This window comes from Ferrovibrio sp., assembly GCF_019636075.1.
Taxonomy (GTDB): domain Bacteria; phylum Pseudomonadota; class Alphaproteobacteria; order Ferrovibrionales; family Ferrovibrionaceae; genus Ferrovibrio.
In genome coordinates this window covers 85204-110560 of the sequence record NZ_JAHBYG010000002.1, presented here as the reverse complement: position 1 = coordinate 110560, position 25357 = coordinate 85204, and the positions used below count along the sequence as shown (strand labels likewise).

The following is a 25357-nucleotide window of genomic DNA, read 5'->3' as shown; positions in this document are numbered from 1 at the left end:
TTTCAGTAGGCCAGATTACGCAGCCTGGGCTTCCAGGGTCACCGGCTGGCTGCCGGCCACGATCTGGATCTGGCGCGGCTTCTTCGCCTCGGGGATTTCCCGCTTGAGGTCGATATACAGCAGGCCATCGGCGAAACGGGCACCCACCACCTTCACGGTATCGGCCAGTTCGAAGCGGCGCTCGAAGGCCCGGCGCGCGATGCCGCGATGCAGGTAGGTGACGCCCGCATCATTGGCTTCGGCTTCGGCGGCCTTGCCGGAAATGGTGAGGCTGTTCTCCTTCACCGTCACATCCAGTTCATCGGGGCGGAAACCGGCCACGGCCATGGAGATGCGATAGGCATCTTCGCCATGCTTCTCGATGTTGTAGGGCGGGTAGCTGAGGCTGGCTTCATCGAGCCGGCTGGCGAAATCGAACAGCCGGTTCACATTGTCGAAGCCAACGCTGGAGCGCAGCAGCGGGGAAATATCAAAAGCACGCATGGTCTCATCCTCCTTGAGCGATAAGAGCAATCAGGGTTATGCGACCCGCCGAAAACCGGCCGGACCGCCGCATATCCGGGCCCATCATGGCACCCGGACAAACCCGATGTGGGTAGCGTGTTTTGCGATTTCAAGAGGCCCTGTTGCGGGCCGGTCTTTTAGTGACGACGCCTCAAGTTATGGCAATCGGCGCCCAGCGGAAATCCGCAAAAGTCTTGCCATTCAGCGCCGCCACCACATGGCGGGGGCCGAGGAATTGCGGCTTGCCATCGAAGCTCTGGCAGCACAGCACCAGGACCGAATTGGGGAAATAAGGCTGCAAGGCCGAAAACGAACGGCGGGCCATCTCGTCGGTGGAAAGCGCCGAATGCGCCACCATCACGAGAGTGACCACTTCATGCCCCAGCTTGAAGGAAGCGGACTGATAGACCTGCGCCATATTGTTAGCCATCCCGGCAAGGCTTGATCGGACACAAAAAAACGCCGCGGCGGAAATCTGTCCGGCGCGGCGTTTTCTGATCGGTGCGGCTTACTTCTTGAGGCCGAAGCCGGCGAAGCGCTTGTTGAACTTGGCGACCTGGCCACCAGCCTCGTTGATGCGGGCGGGACCGCCGGTCCAGGCCGGATGCGACTTGGAATCGATGTCCAGCGCCAGCACATCACCCGCCTTGCCGTAGGTCGAACGGGTGGAATACACGGTGCCGTCGGTCATCTGCACCTTGATCTCGTGGTAATCGGGATGGATATCCGGCTTCATCTTCAGGCTCCTGGCCGACCGCAACCCAGGGCATACAACCCAAAAGGGTAACGGCGGACCTTTTCAAAATTCCGCAATGGCGGCGGGTTATAGCGAACCCCGGCCCCCCTTGCAAGCGGCAGATTTGGGGTGGCTGGGGCTCAGATGATATCCCCAATAATCCGGGCAATACGCTGGCGTACCTCGCCGGCGATTTCCGATTGCCGCACATTCCGGCCGCCGGCGAAAACCGAGACTCCGGTACCCGTACTGCTGCGTAGCTGGGTCTGGCGGCGGCGCTGTTCGCGCTCCTCCTCCTCATCCGCATTGCCCTGGGCGGAGCGACCGAAAACCACCGTGCGGCCGTCGCGCCCCAATGGCTGGCGCACGAAGCCGATGGTGACCTGGCTGACGATGATATAAGTGTCGTCGGTAACGAAACTGCCGATGATCGAGCCCAGGGTGGCGCCGCCTACGATACCCATCGCGGTGCCGGCGCTGGTCTGGGAACGGTAGCCCGCGATGCCGCCGGCGGAGGCCCCGAGAAAAGCGTATTCGGTAGACAGATTGCGCTGGATCTGGCCGCTATAGGTGACATTCACATCCACCAAGACGCCGAAATTATCGTCCTCCACCGGTTGATAACCGGCAGAGGCGAAGCTCTGCTTGATCTGGTCGGAAAACCCACGCAGATCGAAAGCCGTATCGCCCGAGGTGTTGCGCAACCGCAGCTTAACCCGGCGATTATTCATGAAGGACGGGTCGGTGACGATGGAACGCTCCACCACCGAGCCGAATTGCAGCCCGGTATCGGGATCTTTCACCATACCCATGCGGCTCGGCGCAGCGCCGATGCAGGAGGCAAGCAGCAAACCGACGCCGATCAACGCCGAACGTCCGAAGAATTTCTGCAAATTCATTGTCATCCTCAATTCATCGCCGGAGTAAAGCCGGGCAGATTTTCCTTCAGGAAATTCAACACCTCGGAATAATGCACGGAGAAATTCAGGCCAGTGGCGTCGTTGCGGCCCCAGGTATTCACCCCCACCACCCGATCTCCCAGGAAGAGCGGTCCGCCGGAATTTCCTGGATTGACGGCCGTATCGGTCTGCACATACAGCACATCCTTTCCGCTGCCGCCGGAGCCACGCAGGTTGATATTCGGCATCGGACGCACCGCGCTCACCACCCCACGCGTGACGCTGAAATCGAGTCCTTGAGGATGGCCGATCGCCTCCACCGTACGCCCAAGATCGAGTTGCCGGCCGGAATAGAACCGCACCGGCTTGCCCCGGCTCTGCACCCGCACCAGGGCAAGATCGAGCCGGATATCCTGCGCAATCACCCGGCCGAAACTTTCCTGCTTGTCGTAGCCCATCAGTTCCACGAATTGCGTGCCATCCACTACATGCCAGTTGGTGAGCACGACATCGCTGGACACGAAAAATCCGCTGCCATGCCCGCCTTTCCCGCCGCGATAGACCTTCACCACATGATCGAAGCGTGGATCGTTCAAGGGCCGCTGCTCCGGCTCGTCGGCCAGCTTGGCCAACGCCTGGGCGCGATCCGCCGTCATTTCGGCGCGCAAAGCCGCCAGATCGGCCAGAGGCTTCGTCTGCTCGGTCGCCTCCATGTATTGCCGCATCAATTGCGACAGCCTCACCGGCTGCGGCGCGATCTCCCATTCCTGCAATTCTTCTTCCTTGGTGAAGGCGGCGATATGGGCCTCGCGCTGCGGGTCGGCCGGATCGACGTTGTAGGCCACCTGCAGGGAACGCCGCTCCACCACATCGAAGGTCGATTTGAAATGCTTGCGTTCGTGCAGATCGATGATGTGGTAGTTCACCGTCATGATCTTGGTGGCGCGCACTTCGGCGCGCGTGAAGCTGTAGGACCGATAGATCGGTTCCTCGATGGTCTGCGGGGTATTGCGCAGGGTTTCCATCGCGGTGGCGATCTTGCCCTTTATATTATTTTCGCTGGCAATCACCGCCGCCTGCCCGACCAGAGCGCCCAGGCAGCCCAGGCCGTAGCAGGTGGCGGAATTGATCTGCGCTGCGGCCTTGTCGCCGGCCAGGCCGCGCATGTCGAGCTCGGCCTTCTGCAAATCAAGTTCGGCGGATTTGTAGGCCGGATTTGGCACCGGACGATAGCCAATGACGGTGCGCGACGGCATCGGCGTAGAGCCGATCACGCGCCGGCTGGCCTTGGCTGCCGCCACATCGAACACCATCACATAACGCGGCGCATCGGCCCCCGCTCCGCTGAGCGCGGCTTCCAGTTCGGAATAGGTATTCGCCACCGGCAGATCGACTTCCACGGCTGCGGGAAAGTCGATCTGCCCCTTGGAAAGCAGCGTGCGGCTGGTTGCCTGCACGAAAGCCACCTTGAAGCCGGGAATCGCCTTCGGCTGCAAGCCATGCTCGCGTGCGAAGGCAACGGCGTTGAGCGCGCCCTTGATATCGCTGCCGGCCTCGGCCATACGCCGGCTGATCAATGCCGCGGTGAGCGTGTCGCGTTCAGTCGCACCAAGCTCTGGATAAGCCTTGGCGATGGCAGCAAGCGCGGTGGCCGGCGCCTGGGTGTGGCGTGCCTGCAACGCCTGCCAATTGGCCTGCAGAAATTCGCCCGCCGGCAAGTCGATCGGATAAGCGGTCAGAAACGACCCGCCGCCATGATCATGGGCAAGGAAGGATTCCACCGCCTGCTGGCGCAACCTTTCGCGCATGCCTTCCAGTGCGGTGCGGGTAGGCGCCAGCGATGGCGGCAGGAATTCCGGCCGGCGCAGCAGCTTGGAAGCCGCCTTGGCTTGCACAGCGGTTTCGGCCTTGCCGACAGCCTCGCGCAAGGCAGGCCATTGCGCCCGGTCGCTCAACGCACGCTCCGCCGACAAAGCCTGCAAAGCTGCGCTCAGGTCCGTTTCCCAGGCATCGCGCTGCTGGCGCCCCACCTGGCCGATCATGTCGCCAGCGCGCGAAATTCCGCGTTCGCTGGTGAAATAGGCTTCCTGCTCATCATAGAGCTTGGCGGCATCATCGAATTTCTGCTCCGCCAGCAAGGCCTTCAAATGATCGGTCTGGGAAAAGAATATCGAATAGCTCTCGCGCGAAACCCGGCGTTCGTTTTTTGCATCGGAGGCTGCATTGGCTGGGGCGGCGGCATTCGATGCCGCTTCCTGCGATGTTTCCTGCACACTTGCAGAAGTGGTGGAAGGCCGTTGATTGGCACCCGTCTGACATGCGGTAAGGCCGAGCAGAGCCACAACGCATATACCTCTAATCACAATCTTATTTTTTATGCTCTTTTGGAAGGATGCAATCGACATAAGGACTCCCCTTAATCAATATTTGTCATTAATATACACGCACTGATTACTGGGGTCTAGAGGGAACATTTGTTCCCTCTAGACCCCAAATATGCGAGGGAAGGTTTTATAATCCCGCCGCTGGGCAGAGCCCCAAGCCGCTGCTATACCCGCGCAGACATGAGCCAATCAGACCCTGATACCGCCGCCCGTTCTCCGTCCGCTCAGGCCGCCGCCCAGAGCAGCGAAAAGGCCGACCGCAAAGCCAATCTGGGGGCGCTGCGCCGCCTGCTGGTTTTCGTGCTGCCCTATCGCTGGGCGGCGTTGGGAGCCGGCGTGGCGCTGGTGGTGGCCGCCGCCGCCGTGCTGGGCATCGGCCAGGCGATCCGCCGGGTGATCGATGTAGGCTTCGGCGGCGCCGACAGCCAGATGATGGATCTCTATTTCGGCGCCCTGTTCGGCGTGGTGACGCTGCTGGCCCTGGCCACCTATGCACGGTTCTATTTCGTCACCTGGCTGGGCGAGCGCGTGGTGGCCGATATCCGCAAGGCGGTGTTCGGCCATGTGCTGAGGCTCAATCCCGCCTTCTTCGAAAGCACCCGTACCGGCGAGGTGCAATCGCGGCTGACCACCGATACCGAACTGATCCAGACCCTGGTGGGCTCTTCCATCTCGGTGGCGCTGCGCAACCTGCTGCTATTCGTCGGCAGCGCCGTGCTGCTGGGCCTCACCTCGCCGCGGCTGGCCATGCTGGTGGCCCTGGTGGTGCCGATGGTGGTGCTGCCGATCGTGATTTTCGGTCGCCGCCTGCGCAAGCTGTCGCGCGAGAGCCAGGATCGCGTGGCCGATCTGGCCGCCCAGGCCAGCGAAACCCTGAACGCCATCGGCACCGTGCAAGCCTATACCAGCGAGGCGCGCGAGGCCGCGCGTTTCTCGGCCAATGCGGAAAACGCCTTTTCCACCGCGGTGCGCCGCACCCGTGCCCGCGCCTGGCTGACTGCCATCGTGATGTTGCTGGTATTCGGCGCGGTGAATGCCGTGATGTGGATCGGCGGCAAGGCGGTTTATGCCAACGAAATGTCGGGCGGCGAACTCTCCGCCTTCGTGTTCTATGCCGTGATCTGCGCCTCCTCGCTGGGGGCATTGTCGGAAGTATGGGGCGATGTGCAGCGCGCCGCCGGCGCCGCCGAGCGGCTGATGCAGTTGCTGGATACCCAGCCCGATATCCGCGCCCCCGAACAGCCGGCCAGCCTGCCGGCCAAGCCAGCCGGCATTGTCGCTTTCCAGGGCGTGCGCTTCCATTACCCGGCCCGGCCCAAGCAGGCGGCGGTGGATGGGCTGGATCTTTCGATTGCCGCCGGCGAAACCGTGGCCATCGTCGGCCCTTCGGGCGCCGGTAAAACCACGCTGTTCCAGTTGCTGCTGCGCTTCTACGATCCGCAGCAGGGCAGCATCCTGTTCGATGGCGTGGATATCACCCGGCTGGACCCGGTGGAACTGCGCCGGCATGTTGGCCTGGTGGCGCAAGAAGCAGTGATCTTCGGCGCCAGCGTGGCGGAAAACATCCGCTATGGCCGGCCCGATGCCAGCCTGGATGACGTGCGCGCAGCCGCCGAGGCGGCAGCCGCCCATGGCTTCATCCAGGCGCTGCCGCAGGGCTACGATACCTATCTGGGCGAACGCGGCGTGCGGCTTTCCGGCGGCCAGCGCCAACGCATAGCCATTGCCCGCGCATTGCTGCGCGATCCGCCGCTGCTGCTGCTGGACGAGGCCACCTCGTCGCTGGATGCCGAAAGCGAAGTGAAGGTGCAGCAGGCGCTGGAACGGCTGATGCGCGGCCGCACAACCTTGGTGATCGCCCATCGCCTGGCCACTGTGCGCAAGGCCAACCGCATCGTGGTTATGGACAAGGGCCGCATCCTGGCCACCGGCAGCCATGACAGCCTGATCAGCCAGGGCGGCCTCTATGCCCGCCTGGCGCGGCTGCAATTCCTCGACAATCCGATCCGCGCCGAGGCAGGCGAAAATGGCGAAGACGCCGCATCCTGAATCCCCGCGCGAAGCGCGTATGGCTGAATCCCCGCGCGAAGCGCGTATGGCTGAATCCCCGCGCGAAGCGCGTGCGGCTGATGAACCCCGACGCGGTCCGCGCCTCAGGGTCTGGTGGGTATTCCTGGCCATCGTGCTGGTGGTCTATGTGCTTTACACGATATGGCTGGGCGGCGCCTATCAAACCGCAGGGCCCTTCGTGGCCGGACAATGCAGCGCGGTGGATGCACCGGCCGGGCCGGAAGACATCCTGATCCTGCCCGATGGCAAGGCCGCGCTGATCTCGGCGCAGGACCGCCGCAACCGGCAGAGCGATGGCGGCCTCTGGCTGTACGATCTCAGCCGGCAACCGGCCGTACCACAGCAGCTTGCCGTCCCCGCCGGGATGCCCTTCCACCCGCAAGGCCTGTCGCTTTATACGGCGGCAGACGGCACCTGGTATCTGCAGGTGATCAACAATCGCTCCGACGAACGCCGCACGGTGGAAATCTTCGTCATCGAAGGCGAAGGCAGCGCCCTCAAACTGCGCCATCGCGGCACGATTTCCAGCGACCTGTTCATCAGCCCGAATGCACTGGCCGCCACGGGCCCGGAAAGCTTCTATCTCACCAACGATCGCGGTTCCGGCCCGCGCTGGATGCATGCAGTGGAGAATATCCTGCAGCTATCGCGCTCCACCATCGTGCTCAACGACGAACGTGGGGCTCGCCTCGCCGCCGAGGATATCGCGTTTGCCAACGGCATCGCGCTGGGGCGGGATGGCGAAAGCCTGGTGGTTGGTTCCACGCTATGGCGCATGCTGCTGGCCTATCAGCGCGATCCCTTGAGCGGCCTGATCAAACGCACCGGTTCGCTGGCCCTGCCCGGCGGCGTGGATAATCTGCGGCTGGATGATGAGGGCGATCTCTGGGCCGCCCTGCATGTGAACAGCTTCGCCTTCATCGGCCATGCCCGTAATCCGGAGAAACAGAGCCCCAGCCGCATCGTGCGTATCCACAGCGATCTGCGCGGTGCCACGCGGGTGCAGGAAGTGTTCGCCGATCCAGGCGAACTGCTTTCAGGCGCCAGCGTGGCCGCCCATCATCGCGGCCGGCTGCTGATCGGCGCTACCTTCCAGCCGCGCATCCTGGATTGCCAGCTCGATCCGGCGAAGTTCCGCGATATCGATTAGGCCGGATTCTCCTGCGCCTGGTTCGGCTTCACGCGGAACCAGGCGGCATAAAGCGCCGGTAGGAACAATATCGTCAGGAAGGTGGCCACCAGCAGGCCGCCCATGATGGTGAAAGCCATCGGACCCCAGAAATTGCTGCGCGACAGCGGGATCATCGCCAGGATGGCCGCCAATGCAGTGAGCACGATGGGCCGGAAGCGGCGCACCGTGGCATCGATCACCGCATCCCAGGGCGTATGGCCGGCGGCGATATCCTGGTCGATCTGATCCACCAGAATCACCGAGTTGCGCATGATCATGCCGGCCAGCGCGATGGCGCCCAGCATGGCCACGAAGCCGAACGGCACATTGAAGGTGAGCAGAGCGAGCGTGATGCCGATCAGCCCCAGCGGCGCGGTGAGCAGCACCAGCAGCATGCGCGAAACGCTTTGCAACTGCACCATCAGCAACGTCACCATGATCAGGATCATCACCGGCACCACGGCGCCGATCGAGGCATTGCCCTTGGCGCTTTCCTCGATGGCACCGCCCATCACGATGCGATAGCCCGGCGCCAGCTGGCTGCGCAATTCGTTCAGCCGCGGGTTCAACTGCTGCGACACAACGGGCGCCTGAATGCCATCCACCACATCGGCGCGCACGGTGATCACCGGCTGGCGGTCGCGCCGCCAGATGATGCCTTGCTCCTGCGCATAGGAAACTTCCGCCACCTGGGTAAGCGGCACCGGCCGGCCATTCTCGCCGCCGCCGACATTCAAATCCTTGATGCCGGACAGGCTGAGGCGTTCGGAAGCCTCGGCACGCGCCACCACGTCGATCAATTCCTTGCCTTCGCGGTATTGCGTGATGGTGATGCCGCTGAGCACGGAATTCAGCGCCAGCGACAAATCCTGCGACGACATGCCGAGCAGACGTGCCTTGGCCTGGTCCACATCCAGCTTCACGACCTTGCTGAGTTCGTTCCAATCCAGATTCACATCGCGCGTATTGGCATTGGTGCGCATCACATCGGCCACCTGGAAGGCGATCCTGCGCACCTCCATCGGATCGGGCCCGGATACGCGGAACTGCACCGGGAAACCCACCGGGGGGCCGTTTTCCAAGCGGTTCACACGACCGCGCAACAGCACGAAATCTTCCTGGAACAGCTTGATCAGCCGAGCGCGCACCCGCTCGCGTTCGGCATCGCCCTTGGTAAGCACCACCACCTGCGCGAAATTGTCGTTCGGCAATTGGATATCCAGCGGCAGATAGAAGCGCGGTGCGCCGCTGCCCACATAGGTGGTGTAATTCTCGATATCCGGATCGTCTTTCAGCAGTTTCTCCAGCTTCAATGCCTCCTGCTGGGTAGCCGCGATGGATGCACCCTGCGGCAGGCGCAGATCCACCATCAATTCAGGCCGGTTGGATGCCGGGAAGAATTGCTGCTGCACGAACTGGAAGCTGTAGGCCGATCCGGCGAAAATGCCGAGCGTGACCGCGATGACGATCCAGCGATGCCCCACGCACCAGCCCACCACCGGGCGTACGAAACGGTAGATGCCGCCATGATGCACATCATGGCCATGGGCGCCCGGCTTGGGCGTAGGCAGCAGCTTGTAGCCGATGAACGGCGTGAAGATCACCGCCACGATCCAGGAAACCAGCAGTGAGATCGTCACCACCGCGAAGATCGAAAACGTGTATTCACCAGCCGCCGACCGGGCGAAACCCACCGGCACAAAGCCGGCCGCCGTGATCAATGTGCCGGTCAGCATCGGAAAAGCCGTGGAGGTATAGGCGAAAGCGGCAGCCTTGGCGCGCTCCATGCCCTGCTCCATCTTCACCTGCATCATCTCCACCGCGATGATGGCGTCGTCCACCAGCAGACCCAGTGCGATGATCAAGGCGCCCAGCGAAATGCGCTGGAAATCGATGCCGAAAATCTGCATGCAAACGAAAGTGATGGCCAGCACCAGCGGAATGCACAGGGCCACCACGAAGCCGGAGCGCAGGCCGAGGCTGAGGAAGCTTACGCCCAGCACGATCACGACGGCTTCCAGCAGCACCTTCATGAATTCGTCGATGCTGCGCTGAACCACGGTGGGCTGATCGGCCACTTTCTGCAATTCGATGCCGATCGGCATGTCGGCCCGGATCTGCCGCATCGCCGCCTCGAGCTTCTTGCCCAGCTCGATCATGTTGCCGCCCTTGGCCATGCTCACCGCCAGGCCGATGGCGGGCTCGCCGTTGAAGCGGAATTGCGCCGCTGGCGGATCCACATAATCGCGCTTGATATCGGCCACATCGCCCAGCCGCAGCAGGCGGCCATTGGCATTCACCGACAATTCGGTGAGCGCGCGCACATCCTGAAAATTGCCCGATACGCGCGTGTAGATGCGGTCCGACGGGGTTTCCACCACGCCGGAAGAGGATTGCGTATTCTGCTGTTGCAGCACATCCACGATCTGCTGCGGCGTGATGCCCAGATTGGCCAGCTTCTTGTTCGAGAATTCGATATAGATGCGTTCGGGCTGCACGCCCAGCAGGTCGGCCTTGCCCACATCGTGGATGCGCAGCAATTCCTCGCGCACGGTTTCCACGTAATCCTTCAATTCGCGATGGGTGAAGCCATCGGCGGTAAAGGCGTAGATGGTGCCGAATGTATCGCCGAATTCGTCGTTGAAGAACGGCCCCTGGGTGCCCTGCGGCAAGGTGTGGCGGATATCGTTCACCTTCTTGCGCACCTGATACCACACGCCCTCCACCTGCTTGGGCGGAGTATCGTCGCGCAACACCACATAAACCGTGGATTCACCCGGCTTGGAGAAACTCATCACATGGCTGAGATAGGGCGTCTCCTGCAGCTTCTTCTCGATCTTGTCGGTAACCTGCTGCTCCATCTCGCGCGCCGTGGCGCCCGGCCAGTTGGAGCGCACGATCATCAGCTTGAAGGTGAAGTCCGGATCCTCGGCACGGCCGAGATTCGCATAAGCCATGCCGCCGGCCAGCAGCAGCATGGCGATCAGGAAGCCGATCAGCGAAGGATGCCGCAGCGCCCAGGCAGACAGATTGGTGCGATCGGAAAAACTCACGACGCGCGGCTCCCCGCGCCATTCGCCGCACCGGGCAGCAGGCGCACCTTCTGATCCGGAATCAGTTTATGCACGCCGGCGGTCACCACCTGCTCGCCGGGCTTCAGGCCATCGGCGATCAGCACGTATTTCTCCACGTAGGCGGCCACCTTCACCGGCCGCAGCTTCACGGTCTCGCTGGCCGGGTCGAACACCCATACCGCCGGATCGGCCTGCTTCTGGTACAGCGCCGATAGCGGCAGGGCCACCACATTGCCGCCATCGCGGCGCAGGATTTCCACCGAAGCGGTCATACCCAGCCGCATGCCGGGCGGCGGATTGGGCACGCTCAGCTTCACGGCATAGGTGCGGGTGACCGGATCGGCGCCGGGCGCGATCTCGCGCACGCTGGCGGCCACGCTGACATCCTGTTGGGCCCAAAGCGAAACCCGGATGCTGCCGGCATTGCGCAGTTCATCCAGGCGGTTCTCCGCCACGTTGAACACCACTTCCTTTTCCTCCGGCCGCGCCAGGCGCAGCACGGTCTGGCCGGCGGCCACCACCTGGCCTGACTCGGCGGTCAGCGAGGTAACCACGCCATCGGCATCGGCGCTCAATTCGGTATAGGCCATCTGGTTCTGCGACACGCGCAATTGCGACCGTGCGCTTTCCAGCTTGGCGGCGGCCGATTGCGCCACCGCCTCGCGGCGGTCGAATTCGGCCTGACTGATCACCTTGGTATCGAACAGCCGGCGATAGCGCGCCAGATCGGCCTGGGTCTGGTTCATGTCGGCCTGGGCGGCATTCACCTGGGCGCGGGCATTCTCGATGGCCAGCCTGGTATCCTCTGGATCCAGCCGGGCCAGCAGCGTGCCCTTCTTCACCTCGCTGCCGATTTCCACATAGCGCGCCACGATCTTGCCGCCGATACGGAAGGCCAGATTGGTCTCGTAACGGGCGCGCACTTCGCCGGTATATGTCGAGCGGCTTTCAAACGGCTGGGGCTGGGCAGTGGCCACCCGCACCGGGCGGATCGGCTCGGGCGGCGGCGGCGGCTGTTCGCAGGCAGACAGCAGCGGCAGCAAGGCCAGCAGCGTGATCGAGAGCAAAGGCCGGGTTAGCGCCGCCATGATACCGTCTCCACCAGTCGCACTGGCGGAGCCGAGATGGCGCCGCCTATATGTCTTCTTCCACCTGTGCCGCCTGGGGCGGTTCGGCGGCCAATTGGCCCAGACGGGCCCGAGCCAGCACATGTACGCGGATGGCGCTGGAAAGATTGCCAGCACGCTCGGCATCGATGTCGGAGACCATCTTGTTGATGGTCTTGCCATCGCTGGCCGCCAATTCGCGCAAGGCGACCCAGAAGGCCCGTTCCAACGAAATGCTGGTACGATGCCCGCCCACCATGACGGAGCGTTTTTTCACCGTCGTGGGCATCAGGATTGCTCCCCGCACGTTATACTGCAACGCACAATGCTACTCGGGCGACCAGATAGCATCGCCGCCGGGCCGCCGGAAGCGGCGTCTATGCCCGGCGTGACGGCCATCACTCTTTTCATCCTCGCCCGAGCCGGTTGCATCATTTCAGGCCGGCACAGAAATCCTGAATGCGGGCACAGGCCTCGCGCAGCGCCTCGGTGGACGTAGCGTAAGAGATGCGGAAATGCGGGCTGAGGCCGAAGGCGGCGCCAAACACCACGGCCACGCCGGTTTCTTCCAGCAGGGCATTGGAGAAGACTTCGTCATTCTCGATCTTCACGCCGCCCTTCGAGGTCTTGCCGATGGTGCCGGCGCAGCTCGGATAGACATAGAAGGCGCCTTCCGGGGTGGGGCAATGGATGCCCTTGGCCTGGTTGAGCATGCTCACCACCAGGTCGCGGCGCTGCTTGAACACGGCGTTGTTCTTCGGGATGAAATCCTGCGGGCCGTTCAGCGCCTCCACGGCAGCCGCCTGGCTGATCGAGGACGGGTTGGAGGTGGACTGGCTCTGCAGGCCGCCCATCGCCTTGATCAACTGCACCGGACCGCCGGCATAGCCGATGCGCCAGCCGGTCATGCAATAGGCCTTCGACACGCCATTCATGGTCAGCGTACGGTCGAACAGCGCAGGCTCCACCTGGGCCGGGGTGGTGAACACGAAATTGTCGTAGACCAGATGCTCATACATGTCGTCGGTCAGGATCCAGACATGCGGATGCTTGAGCAGCACATCGGTCAGCCGCTTCAACTCGTCGCGCGTATAGGCGGCGCCAGAGGGGTTGGAGGGCGAATTCAGGATCAGCCACTTGGTCTTCGGCGTGATGGCGCGATCCAGATCTTCGGGCGAAAGCTTGAAGCCGTTTTCCGCTTTGCCCACCACCGGCACCGGGGTGCCGCCGGCGAAATTCACGATATCCGGATAGCTCACCCAATAGGGCGCCGGAATGATCACCTCGTCGCCGGGATTGATGGTGGCCAACAGCGCGTTGAACAGCACCTGCTTGCCGCCGGTGCCCACGCTGATCTGCTCGGGCTTGTAATCCAGGCCGTTCTCGCGCTTGAACTTGGCAACGATGGCCTGCTTCAACGCAACGGTGCCATCCACATCGGTATAGCGGGTATCGCCCCGGTCGATCGCGGCCTTGGCGGCGATACGGATATTCTCCGGCGTGTCGAAATCCGGCTCACCCGCCCCCAGGCCGATAATGTCGCGGCCGGCGGCCTTCAGGGCGCGGGCCTTCTGGGTGGCGGCAATGGTGGCGGACGGCTTGATGCGGCCAAGCGCGTCGGACAAAAACGGCATGGAAAGCTGCTCCCGTGGGCTTGCAAGAAAAAACGCGCGGACATTACGCCGGGGCAAACCGCAGCGCAACCACGCTTAGGGGGTACCGATAGCCGGTCGCCGGGGAAATAGCCAAGAAAATAGGCAGCCTGCCGCATAATTGTACCAGGACATTCCACCCCACCCCCGTGGCCGCAAATTTCGGCGCTTTGCCGCAGATCGGCCCGGGGGCAATGACTGGTCCCGGATTTGCATACGAACAATCCGTTAAAGGGTACCGGTATGATCCGCGGCCCGGTAGCGATTCGACCTTGGCGGCGCACAACCAGACGGCATAGACTGTCCGCTTGTGCCGCCTGGATCGCCCCGGCCCGATAGCCAGGGAACGCCGCCGGCACCAAACATCTACGCCGTAGCCTCTACGCCGTATCATCTACCGACGTGTCACACAGGGAGCCATCCAAGATGACCATCCAACTGAAGCTGAGCGCCGCCCTCCTTGGCCTTGGCGCGAGCCTGGGCCTGGCCTTCGGCATCGCCGGCGAGGCCGCCGCGCAGACCAAGTTCAAGTTCACCCTCGACTGGGCCTTCCAGGGCCCCACCGCGGCCTTCCTGCTGGCCGAACAGAAGGGTTACTACAAGGCCGAGGGCCTGGACGTGACGCTGGATGCCGGCCAGGGTTCGGCCGGCGCGCTGCAGCGTGTGGCCACCGGCGCCTATGAAATGGGCTTTGCCGACATCAACGCGCTGATCGAATACAACGTGAAGAATGCCGACAAGCAGGTGAAGGCCGTGATGATGGCCTACGACGCCCCGCCGTTCGGCGCCTATGCGCTGAAATCCTCGGGCATCAAGACCCCGAAGGACATGGAAGGCAAGAAGCTGGGCGCCCCGGTATTCGACGCCTCGTTCAAGCTGTTTCCGGCCTTTGCCGCCAAGACCGGCATCGACCTGAAGAAGGTGACCAACATCAACCTGGCCCCGCCGCTGCGCGAGCCCTCGTTGAAGAACGGCTCGGTGGATTTCATCACCGGCCACTTCTTCTCCTCGCTGCTCGACCTGAAGAAGATCGGCGTCGATCCGAATGATGTGCAGGTGTTCTTCTATTCCGATTTCGGGATGGATTTCTACGGCAACGCCGTGATCGCCTCGCCCAGCTTCATGGCTGCCAACCCGAATGCCGTGAAGGGCTTCGTGAAGGCCACCATCAAGGCCTGGCAGGAAATCGCCAAGGATCCGAAGATCGGTTCCGCTGCCGCCAAGACCCGCGACGGCCTGATCGACGAGGCGCTGGAACTGGAGCGCCTGAACCTCTCGCTGCAGCGTAACGTGCTCACCCCCTGGGTGAAGGCCAATGGCTTCGGCGATGTCGATGCCGGTCGCCTGGAGCGTTCCGCCAAGGCCGTGGCCGAAGCCGTGGGCCTGGAGCGGGCGCCGAAGGCAGACGAGCTGTTCACCAACGCCTTCCTGCCGCCGAAGGCCGAGCGCATGATGCCCTGATCCGATCCGCAAGGATTGATCGCCAACGCCCGGCAGGAAACTGCCGGGCGTTTTGTTTTAGCCGGATTCGGTTTCCGCTGCGGAACGGGTTGCCATCGCACCAGCCGCTCTACACAGTGGCGGCCATGACAGACCATGGCGGCTCCCCTGCCGCCCTTATATTTTTGTGCCATCAAAAACATGTCCGGGAAGCCAATAACGAACAGCAATTGGGCTGCCTTCAGCATTGTGATGCTGGCGGGCATCGCCTGCGGGCTGCAGGTCGGCAAGATGCCGCCGCTGCTGGATGGCCTGCGCGCCGAATTCGCCCTCGGCATGGTGGGCGCCGGCCTTATGGCCTCAGCCTATAACCTGATCGGCGGCGGCCTGGGCATCCTGGGCGGCATGGTCAGCGACCGGCTCGGCGGCCGCCACGCCCAGGCGCTTGGCCTCGGCCTGCTCGGTCTGGGCAACCTGATCGGCGCCCAGGCTGGATACGTCCAGGCCGGCTATTTTGGCAACGGAAGCTGGCTGCTGGTGGCCGGTCGGCTGGTGGAAGGCATCGGTTTCGTGCTCACCGTGGTGGCCGGGCCCAGCCTGATCGCCCGGCTGATCCGGCCCGAACAAAGCAAGCTGGCGCTAGGTCTGTGGGCGAATTACATGCCGCTGGGTGTGGCTTTGGGCCTGCTGCTGACACCGCCGCTCAGCGCCTGGCTGGGCTGGCGCGGGCTGTGGCTTGCCATGGCCGGCATGCTGTTGCTGTTTGCCCTGGCCTTACTGCTGAGCCCCGCCATCGCCGCCCAACCGACGCGCCGCAAGATACAGCTTTCCGCCCTCGCGCAGGCCGGCCCATGGCTGCTGGCCGGCTGTTTCGCTTTCTACGCCCTGCAATGGTTTGCCATCATCACCTGGCTGCCCAGCTATCTGAACAGCGCCGGCCTGGCCGCCGGCAATTACGGCACGATCCTGGTGGTGCTGGCCAATGTGCTGGGCGGGCTTTGCGCGGCGCTGCTGATGCAGCGCGGCGTGGCACGCTGGCTGATCATCGCATGCGTCAGCACCATCATGGGGCTGTGCGGCTTGATGATCTTCGGCCCCGGCATCGCCGGCAGCACCAAGCTGGGCTTCGCCTTTCTGGCATCGGGGCTTGGCGGCATGATCCCGGCCGCCGTGCTGGCCAGCGTGCCGCTGCATGCGCGCAAACCAGAGGAAATCGCCACCGTGAATGGCGTGGTGGTGCAGGTGCTGAATCTCGGCGCCTTTCTGGGGCCGCCGGCGCTGGCTTTGCTGGTCACGCAATTCGGCGGCGGTTCTGGCCAGGACGGCTGGGGCCGAGGTCGCTGGCTGTTGCTGCTGGCCGGGCTGATCGGCCTGGGCCTGGCGCTGTTGCTGCGCCGAACGGAAAAACTGAAAGGCAGCAGCCGATGAGTGAAGCGCCCAATCGCCGCACTAAGAATTTCGCCGGCGATTTCTATCTGCTGGCCACAATTATGCTGTGGGGCAATACCTTCGCCAGCGCGAAGATCGTGATGACCGAACTGTCGCCCTCGGTATTCGTATCCTCCCGCTTCCTCATTGCCTGCATCCTGCTGTTGCTGTTGCTGCGCTGGCGCGGTGTGCTCTATCTGCCGCGCCGGCGCGATCTGCCGATGCTGATCCTGCTCGGCCTGCTCGGCATCAGCCTGAACCAGTATGTGTGGAGCGCCGGCCTCAATCTCACCACCGCCTCCAAGGCCGCCGTGCTGATCGCCACCGCACCGATCTTCACCAACTTGTTCAGCATCGCGCGGCATCTGATCAAAGGCGGCAGCAGCGATGCCCTGCCCGGGCCGCTGGCCTGGTTCGGCATCCTGCTCTCATTCGGCGGCGTGTTTCTGGTGCTCAACAACAGCCTCACCGCCATCACCCTGGGCGGCGGCAGCCTGCTGGGCGATGCGGCAATCCTGTTTGCCGCCATGCTATGGGCATTCTATTCGGTGATGGCCACGCCTTATCTGAAAAGCATGGGCGCATTGCCGGTTTCGGCCTGGACATTATTTTTCGGCGCTCTTGGCCTGCTGCCGATCGGCCTGCTCAACCTCGGCGACGTCACATCCGATGCCTTCACCCTGCCGATCATCGCCTGTTTCCTGTTCACCGCGATCGGCTCGGCGGCGCTTGGAAATCTGTGGTGGTATGAAGGCATTTCGCGCCTGGGCGTGAGCCGCGCGGCGGTTTACTCCTACCTGATACCGGTGGTGGCCGTCGTCAGCGCCAATCTGCTGCTGGGCGAAACCTTCAGCCTTATCCAGGCTTTCGGGGCCGCCATCGTGTTGACCGGCGTGGCCATCACCCGCCGCTTCACGCCGGCGAGTTAGACCTGGGCAGGTTAGACCGGTGCTGGCGGAAACTTGCAATCGACCTTGAAGCGGTCGCCATCGGGCTCTACGCCGACCAGGATCAAATCCTTGCGCGCAGCCACTTTGGGATTGAAGAAATTCAAGATCTGGAAAATCTGCGGCACTTTCGGCTCGGCGATCACGCTGGTGACCAGCGACACCATGCGGCAATCGGCGCAATAGACCGACTTCGTGAGATCGGCCTGGGTGGCCACCTCGTTGAAGAAGATGCCATGGGTACCCTGGATCGCCGCCTCGCGCACCTGCTCCACCGACAAGGTGGAACCATCGGCCCGGAATGGCCGCTTCACGCCCTGAAACAGGAACCAGCCCAGCATGGTGGCGCAGGCGGTTTTGCCGCCGCCCGGAGGTCCGGCAATGAAGACCACATGGGAATAGCGCAAGCGCTGTGCCATCTGGTTCATGTCTTCCGGCTTGAAACCGAAATCCACCAGTGATGTGTAGACTCTCGACGCCATGAAGCGGGACTCTTGGGGAAGGTTTGCCGGCAGAATACCCTGCGGCAATTTGCCCTTGCAACAGTCGTAGGCTCTACACCCGCACTCTCTTCAAGAGTTTATGCATTCTGCGCGCAATCTATTCTACACGGAGCATTCGACACTGATCGCGGCGGTAGGCCGCAGCAGCATGGCGCCTCAATTGTAGCAAAATATGCGCAAGGCTCGTCAGGCCGCGCGGCGCCGCAGCCCCAGCTTTTCCCAGACCGCGCCCAGCGAACCGGTGAGGCCGCGCATCATCTCGTCGGTATGGACCGGCGTGGGTGTGATGCGCAAACGCTCGGTGCCGCGCGGCACGGTGGGATAGTTGATCGGCTGGATATAAACGCCGTGGTCGCTGAGCAGCAGATCGGAGGCCAGCTTGCACAAGGCCGGATCGCCCACCATCACCGGCACGATATGGCTCTGGTTCATCATCACCGGCAAACCGGCAGCCTGCAACATGCGGCGCAAGGTGGCGGCGCGTTCCTGGTGGCGGGCGCGTTCCACCTGGCTGTTTTTGAGATAGCGCACGCTGGCCGTGGCTGCGGCCGCCACTGCCGGCGGCATCGTGGTGGTGAAGATGAAACCCGGCGCATAGGAGCGGACGGCATCAACCAGATCTTTCGACGCCGCGATATAGCCGCCCACAACGCCAAAGCCCTTGGCCAAGGTGCCCTGGATCACGGTGATGCGATGCATCGCGTTGTCGCGTTCGGCAACACCGGCGCCGCGCGGGCCATACATGCCCACAGCATGCACCTCGTCGATATAGGTCATGGCATTGTATTTGTCGGCCAGATCGCAAACCGCATGGATCGGCGCGATATCGCCATCCATGGAATACACACTCTCGAAAGCGATCAGCTTCGGCTTGCCGATGGGCAACGCCTTCAGCAATTCTTCCAGATGCGCCAGGTCATTGTGGCGAAATACATGCCGCTCGCAACCGGACTGGCGGATGCCCTCGATCATCGAATTGTGGTTGTCGGCGTCCGACAGGATCACGCAGCCGGGCAGCAGCTTGCCGATGGTGGCCAGGCTGGTCTGGTTGGCGACATAGCCCGAGCCGAAAGCCAGGGCGGCCTGCTTGCCATGCAGGTCGGCCAGTTCGGCTTCCAGTTCCACGATGGCGTGATGGTTGCCCGAGATGTTGCGCGTGCCGCCGGCGCCGGCGCCATAGCGGCGCACCGCCGATGCCATGGCCTCAACCACCACGGGATGCTGGCCCATGCCGAGATAATCGTTGGAGCACCAGATGGTGATCTTCTCCGGGCCGATGCCCGAAAAATTGTCGGCGACCGGAAATTGCCCAACCTGCCGGGCCAATTCGGTGAACACCCGATAGCGCTTTTCATCGCGCAGTTTCTCGACCGCCTGGCCGAAAATGGCTTCATAGTCCATGGGGCAATGCCTCTCCCGGCAGCCCGGCCCGCGACAGCGCGGATCCAAGGCCTTGGAATTGCTGGTAGAGCCATACTAACGACTCGCTACCCGGCCTGAAAAGAGGGGGAATCAGGACGGATCGTCGCAGTGCCGGCCTTATCCGAAAAGGTTAACGGCGCGGGATGCGGCCCTTAGGCGGGGCCGCCCACTTCCTGCAAGGTGGCCAGTATCTCCTGACCCAGCGCGCCGGCATCGCCCTTCACGCGGTTCTCCACCACGGTCTTCAACGCCTGCACATGGGCCTCGATCACCTCGGGATCGTAACTCCCGGTCTCGGCATGATGCTGCAGATATCGACACAGCATGGCGGCGATATCGGTCACCAGCTTGTAGCCGAATGTGGCGCCCTGGCCCTTGATATCATGCGCCACACCATGGGCGGCTTTCAGGCCGGCTGGCGGGTTGGCGGGGTCTATCGCCGCCACCGCCTCGTCCAGCCGCACCAGATCGGCGGTCACCCAGCCGATATACTCATCCGCCATGGCGGCCACGGCAGCCTGCGCCTGTGCCAGGGCCGCGGCGAAATTCGCCGGATCGTCGGCACCCGCGCCGCTCATTGCCTGAAAATCCTCACACCCCACCCCACTGCTTGCAACAGGTCGCCAGCCTATTCCGCAACGCCATGCTTGGCATCCACATCCGGCTGCTTAGCATCCATATCGGAAAGTCTGCGTGCAATGAAGCCTGCCGGCTTGGCGAAGCCCGCCAGCAGAAGATACAGCGCCGGCACGGCATAAAGGCTGAGTAATGTGGCAAAACTCATGCCGCCGACAATCACCCAGCCCAGCGCCGAGCGGCTTTCCGCACCCGCCCCGGTGGCATAAGCCAGCGGCATGGCACCGAAGATCGTGGCAATCGTGGTCATCAGAATCGGCCGTAGGCGGATGGTTGAGGAATCCTGCACCGCCGTGCGCACATCGCGGCCTTCATCGCGCAGCTGGTTGGCGAACTCCACGATCAGGATGGCGTTCTTGGCGATCAGGCCGATCAGCATGATGATGCCGATCTGGCTGTAGATGTTCAACGACAGCCCCTTGAACAGCAGCGCACCCAGCGCGCCGGTAATCGCCAGCGGCACCGAGAAGATGATGATCACCGGGTGGATCCAGCTTTCGAACTGGCCGGCCAGCACCAGGAACACGATCACCAGCGCCAGCGCGAAGGTGAGATACACGGCGGCCGAGGAATCCTTGAATTCGCGGCTCTGTCCGCCATAGGTGATGCGCGCTTCCGGCGGCAGGGTTTCGGCGGCCACCTTCTCCAGATAATCCAGCGCTTCGCCCAGGGTGTAATCCGGGGTCAGCGAGGCGGTGATGGTGACCGACCGCAGACGGTCGTTGCGGGTGAGTTCGCGGGCATTGGCGCCCTCGCCGATCTTCACCAGATTTTGCAACGGGATCAGCGCGCCCGAGACGGTGCGCACATAGATATTGTTGAGGTCGGACGGCGTGACGCGATCCTCCGGCCGGGCCTGCACCAGCACCTTGTATTGCTTGCCTTCGCGCTGGAAGTTGGTCACCTCGCGCGAACCCAGCATGGTTTCCATGGTGCGGCCGATGGTTTCGATCGGCACACCAAGATCGGCGGCGCGGTTGCGGTCGATCTCAACCCGGATTTCCGGCCGGGTGGGCAGATAGCTCTTGGTCAGATTCAGCAGGTTGGGATTGCCCAACGCGCGTTCCATCACGCGTTCCGACCATTGATCCAGCGTGGCATAGGTGGGGCCGCCGATGATGAACTGCACCGGCGCCTGGCTGCCCGATTGGCCCAGGCTGGGCGGATTGATGGCGAAGGCGCGCACGCCGGTGATGCCGAGCAGACGCGGAAACACCTCCCGCACCAGATCCTGCTGCTTCACCGTACGCTCATGCCAATCCTTCAACCGCACCACGATGAAGCCGGTATTCACCGGCGCCGGCCGGCCGCCCCAGCCCGGCGCCACATTGGCCAGCACGCGGGTCACGTCGCCGCGATCGATCAACGGCTGCAGCACCTGCTCCACCCGCATCACATTGCGCCGGGTATAATCGTAGCTGGAGCCTTCCGGCCCGGTCATCGAAACGAAGAACACGCCGCGATCCTCGGTGGGCGCGAATTCGCGCGGCAAAGCCAGAAACATCAGGTAGGCGGCCAGCGACACCACGCCGCCCAGCGCCAGCACCACGAAGGGCATGTTCAACGCCTGCTTCAGCGTCCAGCCATAGGCGTTGGTCATGCCGACGAAGAATTTTTCGGTGATCTTGTAGAACCAGCCCTCGTCCTTCGCCTCGTGCAGCAGCTTGGAACACATCATCGGCGTGAGCGTGAGCGCCACGAAGCCCGAGAACAGCACGCTGGCCGCTACCGATATGCCGAATTCGCGGAACAGCCGCCCGGTATTGCCTTCCATCAGCGAGATCGGCACGAACACCGCGATCAGCACCACCGTGGTGGCAATCACCGCGAAGCCGATCTGCCGTGCGCCGCGCAAAGACGCCAGCAGCGGCGGCTCGCCCAGTTCGATGCGGCGATGGATGTTTTCCAGCACCACGATGGCATCGTCCACCACCAGGCCGATAGCCAGCACCAGCGCCAGCAGGGTCAGCACATTGATCGAATAGCCCAGCGCACCCAGCACGATGAAGCTGCCGATCACCGAAACCGGAATCGCCACCGCCGGAATCAGCGTGGCCCGCCAGGAACGCAGGAACAGGAAGATCACGCCGATCACCAGGCCCAGTGCCACCGTGAGGGCATGGAACACTTCGTAGATCGACTGGCTGATGAATTTCGACTGATCGTAGGTCACTTCCAGATTCACGCCCTGGGGCAGCGAATCCTTCACCCGATCCAGCGCCGCCTGCACGCCATTGGAAATATCCATGGCATTGGCCTTGGATTGCCGGATGATGCCCAGGCCGATGGAGGGTTTGGCATTGGTGCGCTGTTCCGAACGCTCATCCTCGGCGCCGAGTTCCACCTTCGCCACTTCGCCCAGCCGCACCAGATAGCCATCCTGCTGGCGCAGCACGATGTTGCGGAATTGCTCTGGCGTGCGCAGGCCGCTTTCGGTGCGCACGGTGAATTCGCGCTGGCTGCTTTCCACGCGGCCGGACGGCAATTCCACATTCTGCCGCGCAATCGCGCTTTCCACTTCCTGCACGGTCACATTGCGGGCCGCCATCGCCATGCGGTCGAGATAGACCCGCATGGCGTATTTGCGGGCGCCATAGATATTCACGCTGGCCACGCCATCCACGATGGAGAACTGATCCACCAGGAAACGGTCGGCATAATCGGTGAGTTCCAGGAAGCTCATGCGGTCGCTGGTCAGCGACAGATACACGATCGGCCGGGCATCGGCCTCGGTCTTGGCCACCGTGGGCGTGTCGGCTTCCGCCGGCAAGCGCGACAGCACGCGGCTTACGCGGTCGCGCACGTCATTGGCGGCGGCATCCACCGAGCGGCTGAGATTGAACTCGATGGAAACCGAGGAGGATTCCTCGCGGCTGGACGAGGTGATCGAGCGAATGCCCTCGATGCCCGCCACGCTGTCCTCGATGATCTGGGTGATCTTGCTTTCGATGATCTCGGCCGAAGCGCCGCGATAGGTGGTGCTCACCGATACCACCGGCGGATCGATATCGGGATATTCGCGCACCGCCATGCCGCGCAGGGCAAACAGGCCGAAGATGATCAGCACCAGCGACATCACGGTGGCGAAGACCGGTCGCTTGATGGAAACGTCGGAGAGCACCATGGCTGCCTCGCGGCTTCGGTTTGTGGCGTGTCTTAGCTGGCGGCGGGTTTTGCGGCGGTGGCCGGCGCAGGCTGTTGCCCTGGCGGCGGCCCCGGCGGACGCACCGCCATGCCATCGCGCAATTGCTGCAGGCCGGTAATCGCCACCCGGGCATCGGCATCGAGGCCTTCCAGGATCTGCGCCATGCCGGGCAGGCGCTGGCCGATCCGCACCCGCGTGCGGCTGGCGCGGCCATCGCGGATCACATAGACGAATTGCTCGCCGCCCTGGGCCAGCAGGGCTTCCTCGGGCACCACGATGGCGTTGTTGCTGGTGCCGATCGACAATGCAACCGTCATGAACATGCCGGGCTTGATGGCATCGTCGGCATTGGGAATCTGCGCCCGCACTTTGATAGCGCGCGTGGTGGGATCCACACGGCTGTTGATCACGGTGACATTGCCCTGGAATTTACGCCCCGGAGTGGCGCTGGCCGTGGCGGTTACCGCATTGCCCACGGCGATGCCGCTCAACGCGGTTTCCGGCACTTCGAATTCCAGCTTGATCAGCGAGGTATCGTCCAGCGTGGTGATCACATCGCCCGGCCGCACCAGCGCCCCCAGCGATACCCGCCGCATGCCCAGCTTGCCGCTGAACGGTGCCCGGATCACGCTGTCGGCGAATTTCGCCTGCTCGCCGCGCAGCCGCGCTTCGGCGGCTTCGAAGGCTTTGGATAAATCGTCCACCCGCGCCTGGGCCACGGAACGGCTCTCGGCCAGCGCAGTGGCGCGATCATAAGCCAGCCGTGCGGCATCGCGGGCAGCGCGCAGCTCGGCCAGCTTGGCATTCGACTCGCCGGCTTCCAGTTCCACCAGGATGCTGCCGGTTTTCACCAGTTGGCCTTCCTGGAAATTGATGCGATCGACGATGCCGTTGGCCTTGGCGGTCACGTTCACGGCTTCATTGGATTGCGCGGTGCCCACGGCTTCCAGGGTGCGCACCACATCCATGCGCTTCACCGCCGCGGTTTCCACCGGCAAGGCCGGCGGGCCGCCGCCGCCAGCCCGCACCGCCTGGGGCGCCGCCGAGGGCGGGGTCAGGAAGGGAATCTTGTCACGATACAAATAGGCGCCGGTGCCCGCGGCGCCCAGCGCCGCGATCAACGCAATCTGACCCCAGAGTTTCATGTGTTTTGTTCAATCCTGGCTGCTGGCCTGCGATGAGAATACACAAGTAGCCCGAGCGTTGCCTAGCCATGTTCTGACATGACAGTATTTATCCGACGATTTATCGACTGCCCACACCATCGCCAGCAGCAGAGGAACTGCACGTTTAATGGTCACGGCGCTCTACAGCCATTCAGCCTGCCTACGCCATGATACGGGCGACGGACACCCGGAATGCCCTGAACGGTTGCAAGCCGTGCTGGCACGCCTGGAGACCGAGGAATTCATGTGGCTGGATCGCCGGGAAGCCCCGGAGGCCGGATTGGACCAGATCGCCCGGGTGCACCCGGAAGCGCATATCCAGCATATCCTGGGCAGCATCCCGGAAAGCGGCCGGGGGCGCAGCCTGTCTTATATCGATGGCGATACCGTGGTCAGCCCAGGCTCGCGCGAAGCCGCCTTGCGGGCGGCGGGCGCGGTCTGCGCTGCGGTGGATGCGGTGATGGCCGGCGAAGTGCGCAATGCCTTCTGCGCCGTGCGCCCGCCTGGCCACCATGCCGAGCCGGAACAGGCTATGGGCTTCTGCCTGTTCAACAACGTGGCCATCGGCGCATTGCAGGCCCGGGCACGCTGGGGCATCCGGCGGGTAGCGGTGATCGATTTCGATGTACATCACGGCAACGGCACCCAGGCCAGTTTCAACGACGATCCCGACCTCTTCTACATCTCCACCCATCAATGGCCGCTTTATCCCGGCACCGGGCGCCCCAGCGAACGCGGCTGTGCCAACAACATCCTGAACCTGCCGCTCAGGCCCTATGCCGGCAGCCAGGAATTCCGCGCCGCCGCCAGCGAAAGCCTGCTGCCGATGCTACGCGCCTTCCGGCCCGAACTGGTGATGATCTCGGCCGGCTTCGACGGCCATGCCCGCGATCCGCTGGCGCAGTTGAATCTGCAGGACGACGATTATGCCTGGATCACCGAACGATTGCTGGCCGTTGCCGATGAAACCGCGCAAGGCCGCGTCGTTTCCACGCTGGAAGGCGGCTACGACCTCGCCGCGCTGGCTTCCGCCACCGCCGCCCATGTGCGCGCGCTGATGCTGGGCTGAGCGGC

The 25357-nt window shown here is 63.2% G+C and carries 20 protein-coding genes; 6 read left to right on the top strand and 14 right to left on the bottom strand.

What is annotated here, in order from left to right:
* Window positions 1–15: 15 nt before the first annotated feature.
* The 5 genes from KF827_RS01655 to KF827_RS01635 form a co-directional block, all read right to left on the bottom strand.
* Window positions 16–483 carry an Hsp20 family protein gene (locus tag KF827_RS01655; protein ID WP_290998891.1) on the bottom strand — a complete coding sequence of 156 codons (468 nt, stop codon included), beginning with the start codon at window positions 481–483 and terminating at the stop codon, window positions 16–18.
* A gap of 172 nt (window positions 484–655) precedes the next feature.
* Window positions 656–934 carry a hypothetical protein gene (locus tag KF827_RS01650; RefSeq protein ID WP_290998888.1) on the bottom strand — a complete coding sequence of 93 codons (279 nt, stop codon included), beginning with the start codon at window positions 932–934 and terminating at the stop codon, window positions 656–658.
* A gap of 78 nt (window positions 935–1012) precedes the next feature.
* Window positions 1013–1240: a 50S ribosomal protein L31 gene (gene rpmE / locus KF827_RS01645; RefSeq protein ID WP_290998885.1), complete on the bottom strand. Its 228-nt coding sequence runs from the start codon at window positions 1238–1240 to the stop codon at window positions 1013–1015.
* A gap of 140 nt (window positions 1241–1380) precedes the next feature.
* Window positions 1381–2139, bottom strand: coding sequence for a complement resistance protein TraT (traT, locus tag KF827_RS01640; RefSeq protein ID WP_290998880.1), 759 nt, complete (start codon window positions 2137–2139; stop codon window positions 1381–1383).
* Window positions 2140–2147: 8 nt separating this feature from the next.
* Window positions 2148–4412 (bottom strand): trypsin-like peptidase domain-containing protein, encoded by a 2265-nt coding sequence (locus tag KF827_RS01635; protein WP_290998876.1) that lies wholly within the window; start codon window positions 4410–4412, stop codon window positions 2148–2150.
* Window positions 4413–4703: 291 nt separating this feature from the next.
* On the opposite strand from KF827_RS01635, the gene KF827_RS01630 reads away from it, so the two are divergent.
* Window positions 4704–6572, top strand: coding sequence for an ABC transporter transmembrane domain-containing protein (locus KF827_RS01630; RefSeq protein WP_290998871.1), 1869 nt, complete (start codon window positions 4704–4706; stop codon window positions 6570–6572).
* Window positions 6550–7743, top strand: coding sequence for a hypothetical protein (locus KF827_RS01625; protein ID WP_290998868.1), 1194 nt, complete (start codon window positions 6550–6552; stop codon window positions 7741–7743). Before KF827_RS01630 ends, KF827_RS01625 begins: the two co-directional genes overlap by 23 nt.
* Here KF827_RS01625 and KF827_RS01620 read toward each other — a convergent pair.
* From KF827_RS01620 to KF827_RS01605, 4 genes are all read right to left on the bottom strand, one after another.
* A complete protein-coding gene (locus tag KF827_RS01620; RefSeq protein ID WP_290998865.1) occupies window positions 7740–10817 on the bottom strand; it encodes an efflux RND transporter permease subunit in 3078 nt (1025 codons plus the stop codon). The two genes, KF827_RS01625 and KF827_RS01620, sit on opposite strands and share 4 nt — an antisense overlap.
* A complete protein-coding gene (locus KF827_RS01615) occupies window positions 10814–11926 on the bottom strand; it encodes an efflux RND transporter periplasmic adaptor subunit (protein ID WP_290998862.1) in 1113 nt (370 codons plus the stop codon). Before KF827_RS01615 ends, KF827_RS01620 begins: the two co-directional genes overlap by 4 nt.
* A 46-nt stretch (window positions 11927–11972) precedes the next feature.
* The gene (locus tag KF827_RS01610; RefSeq protein WP_290998859.1) at window positions 11973–12233 is read right to left on the bottom strand and encodes a ribbon-helix-helix domain-containing protein; all 261 of its coding nucleotides are present in this window, start codon (window positions 12231–12233) and stop codon (window positions 11973–11975) included.
* Window positions 12234–12375: 142 nt separating this feature from the next.
* Window positions 12376–13578, bottom strand: a complete 1203-nt coding sequence (locus KF827_RS01605; protein WP_290998856.1) for a pyridoxal phosphate-dependent aminotransferase — start codon at window positions 13576–13578, stop codon at window positions 12376–12378.
* Window positions 13579–14022: 444 nt separating this feature from the next.
* Here KF827_RS01605 and KF827_RS01600 point away from each other — a divergent pair, with 444 nt between their 5' ends.
* From KF827_RS01600 to KF827_RS01590, 3 genes are all read left to right on the top strand, one after another.
* The gene (locus tag KF827_RS01600) at window positions 14023–15057 is read left to right on the top strand and encodes an ABC transporter substrate-binding protein (protein ID WP_290998853.1); all 1035 of its coding nucleotides are present in this window, start codon (window positions 14023–14025) and stop codon (window positions 15055–15057) included.
* A gap of 231 nt (window positions 15058–15288) precedes the next feature.
* Entirely contained in the window at window positions 15289–16464 is a 1176-nt protein-coding gene (locus KF827_RS01595) for an MFS transporter (RefSeq protein WP_290998849.1), read from the top strand.
* The gene (locus tag KF827_RS01590; protein WP_290998846.1) at window positions 16461–17393 is read left to right on the top strand and encodes a DMT family transporter; all 933 of its coding nucleotides are present in this window, start codon (window positions 16461–16463) and stop codon (window positions 17391–17393) included. Before KF827_RS01595 ends, KF827_RS01590 begins: the two co-directional genes overlap by 4 nt.
* A gap of 11 nt (window positions 17394–17404) precedes the next feature.
* On the opposite strand, the gene KF827_RS01585 is transcribed toward KF827_RS01590, so the two are convergent.
* The 5 genes from KF827_RS01585 to KF827_RS01565 form a co-directional block, all read right to left on the bottom strand.
* Entirely contained in the window at window positions 17405–17893 is a 489-nt protein-coding gene (locus tag KF827_RS01585) for an ATP-binding protein (protein WP_290998843.1), read from the bottom strand.
* A 207-nt stretch (window positions 17894–18100) separates the two neighbouring features.
* Window positions 18101–19315: a 5-aminolevulinate synthase gene (hemA, locus tag KF827_RS01580; protein ID WP_290998840.1), complete on the bottom strand. Its 1215-nt coding sequence runs from the start codon at window positions 19313–19315 to the stop codon at window positions 18101–18103.
* A 173-nt stretch (window positions 19316–19488) separates the two neighbouring features.
* Window positions 19489–19914: an Hpt domain-containing protein gene (locus tag KF827_RS01575; protein ID WP_290998837.1), complete on the bottom strand. Its 426-nt coding sequence runs from the start codon at window positions 19912–19914 to the stop codon at window positions 19489–19491.
* A 50-nt stretch (window positions 19915–19964) separates the two neighbouring features.
* A complete protein-coding gene (locus KF827_RS01570) occupies window positions 19965–23096 on the bottom strand; it encodes an efflux RND transporter permease subunit (RefSeq protein ID WP_290998834.1) in 3132 nt (1043 codons plus the stop codon).
* Between the two features lie 32 nt (window positions 23097–23128).
* Window positions 23129–24262 (bottom strand): efflux RND transporter periplasmic adaptor subunit, encoded by a 1134-nt coding sequence (locus tag KF827_RS01565; protein ID WP_290998830.1) that lies wholly within the window; start codon window positions 24260–24262, stop codon window positions 23129–23131.
* A gap of 148 nt (window positions 24263–24410) precedes the next feature.
* Here KF827_RS01565 and KF827_RS01560 point away from each other — a divergent pair, with 148 nt between their 5' ends.
* A complete protein-coding gene (locus KF827_RS01560; RefSeq protein ID WP_290998827.1) occupies window positions 24411–25352 on the top strand; it encodes a histone deacetylase family protein in 942 nt (313 codons plus the stop codon).
* The last annotated feature ends 5 nt before the right edge of the window (window positions 25353–25357 follow it).

What these genes read in the sequence shown, in the direction of transcription:
- KF827_RS01570 (WP_290998834.1), bottom strand. Translation starts at nt 23,096, where the DNA reads ATGGTGCTCTCCGACGTTTCCATCAAGCGACCGGTCTTCGCCACCGTG.
- hemA (WP_290998840.1), bottom strand. Translation starts at nt 19,315, where the DNA reads ATGGACTATGAAGCCATTTTCGGCCAGGCGGTCGAGAAACTGCGCGAT.
- KF827_RS01590 (WP_290998846.1), top strand. Translation starts at nt 16,461, where the DNA reads ATGAGTGAAGCGCCCAATCGCCGCACTAAGAATTTCGCCGGCGATTTC.
- KF827_RS01610 (WP_290998859.1), bottom strand. Translation starts at nt 12,233, where the DNA reads ATGCCCACGACGGTGAAAAAACGCTCCGTCATGGTGGGCGGGCATCGT.
- KF827_RS01630 (WP_290998871.1), top strand. Translation starts at nt 4,704, where the DNA reads ATGAGCCAATCAGACCCTGATACCGCCGCCCGTTCTCCGTCCGCTCAG.
- traT (WP_290998880.1), bottom strand. Translation starts at nt 2,139, where the DNA reads ATGAATTTGCAGAAATTCTTCGGACGTTCGGCGTTGATCGGCGTCGGT.
- KF827_RS01625 (WP_290998868.1), top strand. Translation starts at nt 6,550, where the DNA reads ATGGCGAAGACGCCGCATCCTGAATCCCCGCGCGAAGCGCGTATGGCT.
- KF827_RS01560 (WP_290998827.1), top strand. Translation starts at nt 24,411, where the DNA reads ATGGTCACGGCGCTCTACAGCCATTCAGCCTGCCTACGCCATGATACG.
- KF827_RS01655 (WP_290998891.1), bottom strand. Translation starts at nt 483, where the DNA reads ATGCGTGCTTTTGATATTTCCCCGCTGCTGCGCTCCAGCGTTGGCTTC.
- KF827_RS01595 (WP_290998849.1), top strand. Translation starts at nt 15,289, where the DNA reads ATGCTGGCGGGCATCGCCTGCGGGCTGCAGGTCGGCAAGATGCCGCCG.
- KF827_RS01565 (WP_290998830.1), bottom strand. Translation starts at nt 24,262, where the DNA reads ATGAAACTCTGGGGTCAGATTGCGTTGATCGCGGCGCTGGGCGCCGCG.
- KF827_RS01575 (WP_290998837.1), bottom strand. Translation starts at nt 19,914, where the DNA reads ATGAGCGGCGCGGGTGCCGACGATCCGGCGAATTTCGCCGCGGCCCTG.
- KF827_RS01600 (WP_290998853.1), top strand. Translation starts at nt 14,023, where the DNA reads ATGACCATCCAACTGAAGCTGAGCGCCGCCCTCCTTGGCCTTGGCGCG.
- KF827_RS01585 (WP_290998843.1), bottom strand. Translation starts at nt 17,893, where the DNA reads ATGGCGTCGAGAGTCTACACATCACTGGTGGATTTCGGTTTCAAGCCG.
- KF827_RS01605 (WP_290998856.1), bottom strand. Translation starts at nt 13,578, where the DNA reads ATGCCGTTTTTGTCCGACGCGCTTGGCCGCATCAAGCCGTCCGCCACC.
- KF827_RS01650 (WP_290998888.1), bottom strand. Translation starts at nt 934, where the DNA reads ATGGCTAACAATATGGCGCAGGTCTATCAGTCCGCTTCCTTCAAGCTG.
- rpmE (WP_290998885.1), bottom strand. Translation starts at nt 1,240, where the DNA reads ATGAAGCCGGATATCCATCCCGATTACCACGAGATCAAGGTGCAGATG.
- KF827_RS01615 (WP_290998862.1), bottom strand. Translation starts at nt 11,926, where the DNA reads ATGGCGGCGCTAACCCGGCCTTTGCTCTCGATCACGCTGCTGGCCTTG.